This window comes from Burkholderia sp. MR1-5-21, assembly GCF_053427715.1.
This window is the reverse complement of sequence record NZ_JBSAXD010000010.1, coordinates 111,421-123,552: the sequence shown is the minus strand read 5'-3', so window position 1 is coordinate 123,552 and position 12,132 is coordinate 111,421. Positions and strand designations below refer to the sequence as shown.

General features: G+C 54.4%; 10 protein-coding genes. 7 read left to right on the top strand and 3 right to left on the bottom strand.

Annotated features, from left to right (window positions below):
- The first annotated feature begins 225 nt into the window (after window positions 1-225).
- Entirely contained in the window at window positions 226-912 is a 687-nt protein-coding gene (locus ACV229_RS16010; RefSeq protein ID WP_448084080.1) for a D-2-hydroxyacid dehydrogenase, read from the top strand.
- A 395-nt stretch (window positions 913-1,307) separates the two neighbouring features.
- Here the strand turns inward: ACV229_RS16010 and ACV229_RS16005 are convergent, their stop codons facing one another.
- The 3 genes from ACV229_RS16005 to ACV229_RS15995 all read right to left on the bottom strand — a co-directional run bounded on the left by ACV229_RS16005 (window position 1,308) and on the right by ACV229_RS15995 (window position 5,503).
- Window positions 1,308-2,102: an IclR family transcriptional regulator gene (locus ACV229_RS16005; RefSeq protein ID WP_448084079.1), complete on the bottom strand. Its 795-nt coding sequence runs from the start codon at window positions 2,100-2,102 to the stop codon at window positions 1,308-1,310.
- 560 nt (window positions 2,103-2,662) lie between these two features.
- A complete protein-coding gene (locus tag ACV229_RS16000) occupies window positions 2,663-4,240 on the bottom strand; it encodes an aldehyde dehydrogenase family protein (RefSeq protein WP_448084078.1) in 1,578 nt (525 codons plus the stop codon).
- Between the two features lie 24 nt (window positions 4,241-4,264).
- A complete protein-coding gene (locus tag ACV229_RS15995; RefSeq protein ID WP_448084077.1) occupies window positions 4,265-5,503 on the bottom strand; it encodes an NAD(P)/FAD-dependent oxidoreductase in 1,239 nt (412 codons plus the stop codon).
- Window positions 5,504-5,779: 276 nt separating this feature from the next.
- Here ACV229_RS15995 and ACV229_RS15990 point away from each other — a divergent pair, with 276 nt between their 5' ends.
- The 6 genes from ACV229_RS15990 (at window position 5,780) to ACV229_RS15965 (ending at window position 11,842) form a co-directional block, all read left to right on the top strand.
- Window positions 5,780-7,099: an aspartate aminotransferase family protein gene (locus ACV229_RS15990; RefSeq protein WP_448084076.1), complete on the top strand. Its 1,320-nt coding sequence runs from the start codon at window positions 5,780-5,782 to the stop codon at window positions 7,097-7,099.
- Between the two features lie 151 nt (window positions 7,100-7,250).
- A complete protein-coding gene (locus ACV229_RS15985) occupies window positions 7,251-8,027 on the top strand; it encodes an ABC transporter ATP-binding protein (RefSeq protein ID WP_448084075.1) in 777 nt (258 codons plus the stop codon).
- Between the two features lie 199 nt (window positions 8,028-8,226).
- The gene (locus tag ACV229_RS15980) at window positions 8,227-9,000 is read left to right on the top strand and encodes a transporter substrate-binding domain-containing protein (protein ID WP_448084074.1); all 774 of its coding nucleotides are present in this window, start codon (window positions 8,227-8,229) and stop codon (window positions 8,998-9,000) included.
- An 87-nt stretch (window positions 9,001-9,087) separates the two neighbouring features.
- Window positions 9,088-9,804: an ABC transporter permease gene (locus tag ACV229_RS15975; RefSeq protein ID WP_448084073.1), complete on the top strand. Its 717-nt coding sequence runs from the start codon at window positions 9,088-9,090 to the stop codon at window positions 9,802-9,804.
- Window positions 9,805-9,852: 48 nt separating this feature from the next.
- Complete coding sequence (locus tag ACV229_RS15970; protein ID WP_448084072.1) at window positions 9,853-10,542, top strand: ABC transporter permease; 690 nt, start codon at window positions 9,853-9,855, stop codon at window positions 10,540-10,542.
- A 79-nt stretch (window positions 10,543-10,621) separates the two neighbouring features.
- Window positions 10,622-11,842: an alpha-hydroxy acid oxidase gene (locus tag ACV229_RS15965; protein WP_448084071.1), complete on the top strand. Its 1,221-nt coding sequence runs from the start codon at window positions 10,622-10,624 to the stop codon at window positions 11,840-11,842.
- Window positions 11,843-12,132 lie beyond the last annotated feature (290 nt).

Below are 12,132 nucleotides of genomic sequence, written 5' to 3'. Positions count from 1 at the left end.
ATTCTGGAAGATGATTGCAAGATTTATAAGGACATCCTCTCGGAGGCCATTCCGAATCTAAGCATCATCGCGTCACCATCCGCTGCAGACTTGGAAGACGCTGCCCGTTCGTGCGACATCTGGCTCGGGCAGCCAAATCTCTTGGTACCTCTCCTCAGGACGGTACCGCCGCCGCGATGGATACAGTCGACCTGGGCAGGCGTCGAGCCCTTTTTGGCGCCAGACATGCCACGCAATTACATCCTGACAAGGGCTGTAGGCGTGTTTGGACAGTCGATGGCAGAGTATGTCCTCTCGTACATGCTTGCCCACGAACGCCAGCATCTGGAGAGAATGGACTCACAGGTGCGCAAGGTTTGGGACGCGCGCAGACCGGGAGCCCTTGTCGGGAAATCGGTTCTGATTGTTGGGTCCGGCGATATCGGAACTGGCGTCGCCCGCTTTCTCAAGCCCTTTGGAGTGTATCTCCGCGGCATTTCGCGTGTGCTGGAACCTATCGAGCCGTTCGACTCAGTTCATGATATCTCTGAGTTCGCGTTGCTAGTAAGCAAGTCCGATTACGTGATCAACCTTCTGCCGGATAGTACCGAAACGAGAGGCATATACAATCGAGAACTCTTTCAGAAGTTCAAGCCGGGCAGTGTGTTTATCAACTCGGGAAGAGGAAGTGCTGTCGTTGAAGAGGATTTGGTGGAAGCCCTGAACGAGGGGTTAGTCGCACAAGCAGTAATTGATGTATGTCAGTGCGAACCCCTCGATCAGGATTCACCCCTGTGGTCGACGCCGAGGCTAATTTTGACTGGACATACGGCAGCACCGAGCGCTCCGGCGGGGGTAGCCCGTTTGTTCGAGAACAATCTGGAGCGACTCCTCGATGGCGAGAAATTGCTTGGCGAGGTCGAGCTAGGCTGATTTTAGCGGTCGATCTGTTGCAAAGTAGGCGTGCACACAACCGTTGATTAGGTGTGTACGTCTGCCTTCCCGGGGGGCAACACTTCATAGTGTTTTTTTTGCGGGGCATCCGCCGTGTTTGCATAGCGCGATCGATATCCACGCGCGTTGGGCAGATCGCTGGTCTCGGGGAAACCAAAGCGCTGGCAATCCAAAAGAATCGTCCACCATCGTGTCGAACCGACGCTGAACGGTCTCGAATGTTCGCCGGCGGGACCATTGCGTTGGCAGACGATGATCCGATGTGCGCACGGCAGCTCGAGGAATCTCGGCTATTCTTATCAGGGGCATTGGGCAGAGGCTCAGAATTGGCAGGGGCCGCGAAAACCTGCGTCAATGCGGGCCCGTTCGAGAACCTACTTATGTTCCAGTCTTGCTGACAAGGCTACCGAAATTCGCTGAGCCGCGATCTTCAAGATCTGCTCGTGCTCATCGCGTTTGTCACCCAACAATGAGGCGACGCCGCCCGTGACGGCGACACTGAAAATCACGCCAACATCAGGTAAATGAATCGGATAGGCCAGTCCGCCGAAGCCCTGATAATCCTCCCCGTCGCAGACCGAGACTCCTCCTTGTCGGATCGCTGCGAGTTCAGCGAACAGCGTATCAAGGTCCACAATTGTTTTGTCAGTCAGCCGTGGCAGCGGGTACGGCAAGATCCTTCGTACGAGAGCCGGATCCTGGAACGCAAGGATAGCCTTCGCTGAGGAGGCAGCATGCAGAGCCAATAGCCTGCCAGGCACGACGTATCCGCTGGCCGGATTGTCGGGAGTGACCATTGCGACCGAGCGGACTTTCAGATCCTCGAACTTTGCAACGAAACACGTTTGACCAGTCCGCTCAGCCACTTCCGCGAGCACGGCACGGGTCACGTTTTCAATCCAGTCTGCGTCGGCGCTCGTGTACAGCAGTCTTCTTACCCTGGATCCGGTGACGTACAGCAGCGGGCCTGCCGGGCTTGGCTCCAGAACCCTACTGTCGAGCAGGCCGCGCAAGAGGCGATGCACGGTCGGCTTCGGAAGTCCGGCGATTTCGGAAATCTGAGCGAGACCAATACCTGACGGGAACGCTGATACCACCTCAAGGATACGGAAGTATCGATCCAGCGGTTTGTCCTCGACTTTCTCAGTCTGCGTCGTAGTATCTGACATGGGTGATTTTGGACCGTATTTCGGAACAACTTGGCAATTATGCCAAGACTGCATCGGCCGTGCACGGCTTAGCCTACGGTCAGCGCGTCCACATGCTATATCTTTGTCCAGGCAGCGTTAGCCGCCGATCCAGAAGTGAGTGCCAGGTTCGCTGCCCTGAAGACTGGTAGCGCTTTCGCGCGCGGCAAGAATATTCAGAACCGGGACGTCGTGTTTGGCGAAAAGTGACTCTGGGACGTACGGAGCTTCGTTATGCGCCGGTGCTAGGTCAATCGCGCTCGAACTTGTGGAAACTCGAGCCCGACGCGATGTCGAACGCGAAATCTTACAGATTGCGGAGGGTTAGCGCGCCAATCTGGACAGGTATGGCAAGCCGCAAACGGACATCCGCGCGATGGGATAGTCGGTGGCCACACCACAAGGCGCGACATGTTCGGCTCAATCAATCGACGGATTGATAGCGTACGCGAGCAGTGCGGTGGAAAGTTCGGGGGCACGTCACTGTGGGAGCGCCATCGTGACGTGCCGCGACATCTCACACTTGCAGGTACTTCGGCGTGTTACGCAAGGATTGTGTGGGATTGTTCGCGCATGAATTGCGGCAGGTAGTTCGGACCAAGGCCGCCCTTCGACGTCACGCCGGATCCCTTCCACCCGCAGAAGCTCTGTACGCCAGGCCATGCGCCGGTAGTCGCGCCGCTCGGGCGATTGGCATAGAGCGCACCGGCCTGTGCCGTGTTCAGGAATTGCTCAAGTTCGGCCTGATCCTCCGTGAAGATGCCTGCAGACAAGCCGTACTTGACATCGTTTCCTTCTGCAATCGCCTCGTCGAGTACACGGAAAGTGCGCAACGCGAGAAACGGCATGAACTGCTCATCCTTTGTCAGGAAGTGGCCTTTTTCGACCTGCACGAGCGTGGGTTCAAAATAATGGCCACCAGCGAGTTCTGCCGAAACGTCGGCCCGCTTGCCGCCGAACACCAGGCTGTTTTCAGCGGCGGTGACTTCGAACGCACGTTCCATACGTTGGGCGGCGGCGGCGTTATAGACAGGGCCAAGGAACGTGCTGCGACTCTCGGGATTGCCGATCACGAGCTTTTCGGTGTATGCCTGGAGACGTTTGACGAACTCATCCTTGATCGACTCGTCGACGTAGACGACCGAGCATGCGCTGCATTTCTGTCCCTGAAGTCCGAACGCGGAACGTGCGACGCCTTGTGCTGCCTTGTCGAGGTCAGCATTCTTCGTCACATAGGCCGGATTTTTGCCGCCCATTTCAGCAATGACCGGCTTCGCGTACCGGCCCGCATTGACGGACCGAAAAATATGCATCCCCGTGTCGTAGGAGCCAGTGAACGCGACACCAGCAATTCCTGGATGCTCGATCAGCGACTTGCCCGTCTCGTTGCCGCCGGCCAACAAATTGGCAACGCCCGGCGGCAATCCGGCTTCGGTCAGCGAATCCATGATGATCCGGGCTGTCAGCGAACACCCTTCGGAAGGCTTCATGACCACGGTGTTGCCTGTGACAAGTGCACCGGTCGTCATGCCAATCAGAAGCGCCGAAGGATAATTGAATGGCGAGATTACTGCGAACACACCGAGAGGACGCAGAATGCTGACAGTGCTTTCGTTCGGAAACACGCGGTTGAGCGGAGTCGTGTACCCGTCATGACGCTCGATCTCGGCGCAATAATACGACACCATGTCAATCACTTCGTCTGCTTCGCCGAGCGCCTCGGTTCGCGACTTGCCGACTTCCAGCAGTGCCGCGATCGCGAGATCGTACTTTTTGGCCTCGAGTACCTTTGCCCAGCGCCGAAGGATTTCGACGCGCTTCTTCCAGCCCATCTCGTTCCAGGCGGGGAAGGCGTGTTGCGCGACGCGTACGGCCTCGTCGACGGCGGCCGCGGATGCCGCGACAAAGTTTCCGAGATCGGTTTTTCCGTCGATGGGACTTTGCACGGTAAAGAAAGCGCCATCCGAATTCTCATGTCCGCCGATAACGTTCGCGTGCGTGCGTCCAAGAATGGCTTGCTTGAATTCCGGGATCCTCAGGTCCAGAAAGTCGTGGAGAGCGGTCAGATCTACGCCAGTGTTTGCATAGGTGACACGGGGAAAGTTTTCGGTATTGACCATGAATCCTCCAAGAGTGATGTCTAGTTAGGACGCTATAGCGCCGGAAGGGGTGCGTGAGTCGAGTGTTTGCCAGTAGCGCGTGACCATGGGCACGAACCAGGGGCGCCCGCTATAGAACGGGAGCGAATGGAACGATTTGTCCGCGAAGATGCTCGCGGCTTCTCGTTGTCCGAGTACAGCTTGTCCAAGCTTGGTGCCGAGATAGGTACCCATCGGAACGCCGACAAAGCAGTAGCCGGCGGCGAAGTAGATGCCGTTATGGCAGCCCATGTGCGGGAATAGATCGAATGTCGCGGCACATTTACCGGTCCATACGCTGTCGAGTTCGGCCTGAGCGAGTGACGGCACCAGTGTCCCCAGCATTTTTTGCAGTCTCTCGCCCTTGACTTGCAGATCCTCCGGCGCCGACCCAGTCAGGCCTCCAAACAGGACACGCGTGCCGTCTGGTGAGGGGCGGATGAAGAGTGCGTTGTGATTCGAATCGATCGCAACTTTGCCGCCTGGGATCGCGCGAGACATTCCTTCCGGCGACAGAGCCTTAGTCGCGACCATGAAGGCATCGAACGGGATCAATCGTCTGTCGAGCCATGGGAGTAGGCCCCGTGTATAGCCATTCGTCCCAAGCACCACGTCCTGGCACTGGATCTCACCTCTGTTCGTCGAAACTTTGAAGGCACCTTGTTGCCCGCGCACGGAGATGACTTTCGTGAAGCCAATCAGTGTCGCACCCGCGGACTCCGCAGCTCGGATCAATCCTGTGTGATAGAGACCGGGATGCAATCCGCCAAGGCCGTGGATGATTGCGCCACCTGCGTATTTGTCGGTCGCGAGTTCGTTCGGAACCTCCGATCGAGAGACCGGCGTGAATTCGAACCCCATGTGTTGGCGCTGGATTTCGAGATCCCGGAGCATTGACGACAGGTGGGCGTCTGTTGCACATGGCATGAAGCGGCCATTGGTCCGCATCAGGCATTCGATGCCTTCTTCCTCGATTCGGGCCTCGACTGAGCGGGCTGCAGCGTCAAGTTCTCCGTAAAGACGCTTTGCAAATCCTAGCCCGTTCTTCCTCTCGATTGTCTCGAAGCTGTGCTTGAACGCCCGGCTCACGAAGCCGGCGTTGCGCGTGCTCGCCCCATGTCCCAGTGCCTCGGCATCCAGAACCACGACCGATCGGCCGCCGCGGGCGATCGTAATTGCGGTGTTCAGGCCGGTAATCCCCGACCCGATCACGACTGCGTCGGCGGTGAGTGGTACGTCACGCATGCATTCGGCAGCAGTGGGGCGAGGTGCCGCCTGCCACCAGTAAGGTGAATCGTGTTGCGAATCCGGGTACGGACGATCTGTCCCCTGCAATAGTGAAAATCCTAGCATTGTGTCCTCATGCGTTCCGATAATCGGAATAGCGTGTCGATTTTATGCAGTGTAGGGTGGTGGGAATCCGCTTGTCAATCAGCAAAAAGACGCTTTTGAACAAAAAACGGTAGGTGCTATGATCTCCACATCCGAAACGTTATTCCGATTATCGGAACAGGAGATGACATGAAGTATCCCTCGCCTTCGTCGGTTTCGCAGGCCCTCCACGAACGCGCCAAGCAGTTACTGCCGGGTGGCAACACTCGCACGACGGTGTACATGAAGCCGTATCCGATCTATGCGTACCGTGGCGCCGGTTGTAGGGTGTGGGACGTGGACGGCGATGAGCGCATCGATTGCATCAACAACTTCACGTCGCAGATCCATGGCTATGCACACCCGGTCGTGAACGAAGTCGTGCGCAAGCAACTGGAACACGGAACTTGCTTTGGTCTGCCGACGGAATCGGAAATCGAACTGGCCGAGATCCTCGTCGAGCGTGTCGAATCGGTCGAGACTGTCCGATTCACAAACTCGGGAACTGAGGCCGTGATGATGGCAATGAAGGCCGCACGGGCTTTCACTGGCCGTCCGAAGATTGCGAAAGTGGAGGGGGCATACCATGGCTCTTATGACTATGCCGAGGTAAGCCTCGATTCAGGGCCGAATAACTGGGGCGCTGCTGACCCAACTTCGATTCCTTATGCACAAGGAACGCCGGCGGGAGTGACGAACGACGTGGTGGTGCTGCCGTTCAACGATCCTGCTGCGGCTACGCGAATCATTCGAGAGCACAAGGACGAGTTGGCAGCGGTGCTCGTTGATCCGATGCCGAATCGCGCCGGCCTCGTGCCGGCGACTGAGGAATACATTCGTGCACTGCGCACTGCATCGACAGAGGTCGGTGCACTTCTGATTTTTGATGAAGTCATCTCTTTCCGCCTGTCGTATGCCGGCGCGCAGCCACTCTGGAAAGTCCAGGCTGACCTGACGACCTTCGGAAAGGTCATCGGCGGCGGCTTTCCTGTGGGGGCTATCGGTGGACGTCGCGATGTGATGTCGGTCTTCGATCCTTCCAACGGCAAGCCGGCGTTGCCACATGGCGGCACGTTCTCTGCCAATCCGATTTCCATGCTCGCGGGGGCTGCAGCGCTGAAACTGCTCGACGACGCAAGCTTTGCGCGACTTGATGCGATTGGAGACCGAGTACGGGCGGGCATCAACCAGGCATTCGCGAAGCATGGTGTGCAAGGGAAAGCCGTTGGTGGCGGATCGTTATTGAAGGTGCATTTCACGTCGCGTCCAGTGGTCGACTACCGCAGTGCCTTCCCGCTCCCCGCCGAGGCGACCGCACTCAATACCTTCAACCTTGGTCTGTTGAATCGCGGCGTCTTGTCGGCCAGTTATGGACTCATGGCGCTCTCAACGCCTATGACGGATGCCGACATCGATCACATCATCAATGCAGCAACCGACGCGATCGGCGATGTCGCGCAGCTGAGCTAGTTTGGCCGGTGTTCGCCAGTACTGCGTCATGACAATGGATCGGTACTGACTGTAATTGAAACACTCGTGCCGCATCGGCAAGTCGGGAATTTGTTCACTAGGACGGCTGGCCGAATTGAGCTTCGCCCTAATGCACGTACAGGAAAGAGAGATGCGAAACGCAGATATAACCCTCCAGGTCGACGAGGTCCATAAAAGCTACGGTAACCATGAGGTTCTCCGTGGAATTTCGATGAAGGCAAAGAAAGGTGATGTCGTTTCTTTAATCGGCTCATCCGGATCCGGGAAAAGTACTTTTTTGCGTTGCATCAATTTCTTGGAGACCCCAGATTCAGGGCGCTTTGTCATTAACAATGAAGAGATCCATGTAACTCGGGGGCACGATGGAAAGCCCCACGGGCTGAACATGCGGAAGATCGAACACATCCGCCGGCGACTGGGAATGGTCTTTCAAAGCTTCAATTTGTGGCCTCATATGACGGTTTTGCAAAACGTGATCGAGGCGCCAGTTCACGTCCTGAAAATGGATCGAAAGGAAGCGATCGCTCGGGGTGAGGCTCTCCTTCAAAAGGTTGGTCTCTACGACAAGCGGAACCAGTATCCGATTTTTCTTTCGGGCGGCCAACAGCAGCGAGTATCCATTGCGCGCGCTCTCTGTATGGACCCGAATGTGATGCTCTTCGATGAGCCGACTTCGGCGCTGGATCCCGAACTTGTCGGAGAGGTTCTGAAGGTAATTCGCCAGCTTGTCGACGAAGGTCGCACCATGGTTTTGGTGACCCATGAAATGAGGTTTGCTCGTGAAGTATCTAACCATGTCATGTTTCTTCACCACGGTCAGGTGGTGGAAGAGGGGCCGCCTGCACGCGTATTCGGTGATCCGACGAATTCCCGATGTAAGGAATTCGTGAGTTCGGTGCATCATTAATTATCGATCTATGTATTTGTCGATATGTGAATTTATGGATTGATTCGAATGCGAGGGGGAAATTGTATTTTGCGTCTCGTTGCGGTGGGTTGGTGTGGCTTGTGATGAAGGAAAATTCGCAAAGATCTTTTGATTGTAAAATTTAACAATCGGTTGGGTGATAAATAAATCTGCGGTTTGAAATCGATAGGAGTCGATCATGAAAAAATTTGCTGTGTTGGCTGCCACTTTCTTTTGTGTATTTCTGGCTAATGGAAGCGCATTTGCCGATCTTCGCTTTGGTGTGATGAACGAGCCGTACGCCCCGTTCTTTAAGCAAGATGCTTCTGGAAAATGGGAAGGTTGGGAAATTGATATGATGAACGCTGTCTGTGCGCAAATGAAGGAGAAGTGCACGATCGTTCCGATTTCTTGGGATGGATTGATTCCCGCGCTTCAATCGAAGAAAATTGATGTTATCTGGTCTTCGATGACGATCACGGGCAAGCGTGAAAAGGTGATCGATTTTACCGATAAATACTACAATACGGGTGCGATGCTGATCGGGTCTAAAGGTGTGAAAAGTGGCGTCGCACCGGCCGACCTCGCAGGAAAAACCATCGCAACTCAAGTTTCCTCGATCCAATCTGACTATTTCAAGAAATACTTCGCTGATAAATCGAAAGAGAAGACTTATCAAACCGTGGAAGAGATGTACCAAGATCTCTCGGCCGGACGGGTGGATTATGTCTTTTCGGATGGAACCTCGCTTCTGGAGTTTCTGAAGACTGATTTTGGCAAGGGATGCTGTGCGGTTGCTGGATCGGTAAAGGACGATCAGGCCATTCTGGGTAAGGGTGTCGGCGGTGGCGTTCGGAAATCTGATGGCACCCTGAAGAACAAGATCAACGCGGCAATCAAGGCGATTCGCAGCGATGGCGAGTATATGGCTATCTCCAAGAAGTACTTTGACTACGATCCGTACGTGCAGTAATTGAGAAAAGTGGGCGCCCGCGTCATGTGCTTCTGTTAGCTGATGACGCGGGAATCGAGCAGGCAGCATCGTGGATTTTTGAATCTTATGGATCTGGTATCTCTAATTCGGCTCTTCTCGCCCTTTCCCCCAGGTTGGGGAGGTATGCTACTTAGCGGTGCGGCCACTACACTGGCAATCGCGTTCGGGGGGTATATAACTGGCACCGTGATCGGTTTGCTAGGTGCCATGGGAAAACTCCACGGAGGCCGTGCTGTTCGCTTTTGTTTTGACAGCTACACCGTCATTGTTAGAGCTGTCCCGGAACTGGTTCTGATTGTTAGCTTGTTTTATGCGGGGACGGATGGGCTAAATGAGCTCCTCGCCTTATTTGGTCTACCACCTGCGGACCTCAATGGGTTTGCAGCTGCGATTATTGTCCTGGGAATTGTTCAGGGGGCTTATGCCACTGAGGTGATCCGGGGTGCGATTTTGGCAATTCCGGCCGGTCAGATCGAAGCAGCCAAGGCTTGCGGAATGCCAGCTTGGACTCGCTTTCGTCGCATTACATTCCCTTCCATGGTGCCCAATGCCCTTCCGGGGCTCGCCAATCAGTGGATGTCGATCACGAAGAACACTGCATTGATCGCGGTGGTTGGTTATCAAGAATTGTCGCTTGCGACTCTTGTCGCGGCGGGCAGCACGAAGCATTACTTCGCATTCTTCCTGGTGTCCGGTGCTATCTATTTGGCCATCACATTGGTTTCAAATGTTATTTTTTCGAGGCTGGACAAACGCTTCCGAGTCGGTCAGCGCCGATCATGAGCCATTTTTTGAATCTTCCGTAAACTTTTGCGTGCTCGGGTGGGCCTCATGGATTTTTCTTGGATTTATGATTATTCGACGATTCTTGTCGACGGATTCGTTCAAACTCTCTTACTGCTTGTCCTGTCCGTTTTGATTGGTTTCGCGTTGGCCATCGGTCTAGCCTTGGCACAACTGACTAAGTGGAAGTTGTTTTCTTTGCCGGCAGGATGGTTTTGCACGACGTTTCGCGGAACACCACTTCTGCTTCAACTATGGTTTTTGTACTACGGTGTCGGATCGCTGCTGCCGTCGATACCTGGTATTCGAACCAGCATTTTATGGCCGGTACTTCGAGATGGGTTTACGTTTGCCGTCATTGCGTTCTCACTTAATCTCGCAGCATATCTGGCAGAGATCCTTAGAGGGGCGCTCCTGAGTGTGCCGCGCGGCGAGCTGGAAGCAGCACAGGCCTGTGGAATGAATTATGTGCTTGTCGCTCGCAGAGTGTGGATGCCACGTGCATTTCGGCTAGCTATCCCGTCGATCGCTGGTGAGATTGTTTCCCAGCTCAAAGCAACGCCTCTTGCATTCACGGTTACGGTGATGGATCTTTATGGTGCGGTGTATAAAATCAGGCAGGACACGTTTCTGGTATATGAGCCGCTCGCCCTTGTTACGATCGTATATGTTCTGATGGCTGGGATGATAGCCAAGATTTTTAAAATCGTTGAAAATCAGGTTCCATCGCGACGGTAATTTCCAGGTGAAAAATCTGGTGAAACGCGGGTGTGATTCACTCATCTCATAAAATTGAACTAAATTTGTAAGGTTAGATATGTCGAGCGATGTCTATGGGTCGAACCAGAACTATGAGTGGTTCAGGGCGAAAGCAAAGCGTCGGCTTCCGAAAGGTATTTTCGAGTATATCGATCGCGGTGCTGAGGATGAGGTTGCTCTGGCATACAACAGGCGACAGTTCGAGAGTATAAAATTGCTGCCTCGTGTGCTGAATGATGTATCGACGCGCTCATTAAAAACGACGGTTTTCGGCCGCGAGCAAAGTATGCCGACCATTGTCTCGCCGACCGCCTGTGCAGGGTTGGGTTGGTACAAAGGCGAGATCGAGTTAGCGAAGGCGGCTGCACAAACCGGAATTCCGTTTTGTGCGGCAACTGAGGCTATCACTTCGGTTGAAGAAATCGCCGATACTGCGAAGGGGAACGTATGGTTTCAGCTCTATGTCTGGGAGGACCGCAAACTCACTCTCGAATTACTTGATCGCGCGATGGGTGCCGGGGTCGAGACGCTTGTCGTGACGTCAGATACTGCCGTATATCCGAAGCGCGAATACAACTATAAAAACGGCTTTGATATGCCGATGCGATACACATTGCCGGCGATTTTGGACATTCTGAGGCATCCAGGGTGGCTTTTTGGGGTGCTGGCGCGCTATTGGATGAGCGAAGGCATGCCTGCCAATGCAAATTATCCGGCGGAATTCAGGAATACCATAATTAAAGCGAAGGCGGATCAGAGGGTAAATATTACTCCCTCTTTAAATTGGGAAGACATTTCTCAGTTGCGGCGATACTGGAAGGGAAATTTAATCATCAAGGGTGTCCTTCATCCTGAAACGGCTTTGGCCGCAGCTTCGTCGGGAGCCGACGGAATTATTGTGTCGAATCATGGAGGGCGTTTGCTTGATAGCGCTGTCGCCCCGGCTGACATCCTTCCACAAATCGTGGATTTAGTCGGCCATAAGCTTACGGTACTTGCAGATAGCGGCATTCGTCGGGGCAGTGATGTAGTGAAACTCTTGGCTCTCGGTGCACAGGCCGTCTTGGTTGGGCGCGCATTCTTGTTTGGCACTGTTGCGGGTGGCGCACAGGGCGCTGCCGATGCGATGCACATGTTAAAGGACGAGATCGAACGCACAATGGGTTATTTGGGGTGTCGTTCAATAGATGAAATTGGTCCAGATTTGCTTCTGAGTAGTTTTTCAAACACCGTTCGAAATCTAATTAGGCGGCAATCGACTGCGATGATTGATGCATAGCTTGATTGTGTTTTCTATTGATGGTATTTTGGGGTGTGGGTGGTACTAACGGTTCTGAATGCTATTAAATATGTGCTGCGAAGAGAGAGAAAGCGGATCATTTAATTGAGTTTTTTGTCGAAGCGATCGATCCGGACCAGATCACTATCTGGCGTGACGTTCTCGGTCACCCAGAGCTCGCGCTCGAGGAACTTTGAAGTAGTCCCATTCCGTCCGGGCGGTTCACGAGAATTGGGATTGAGGACCGGATCAAGGTTGGGCGCGCAGGCGCGCTAGGTACGGTTGACTCC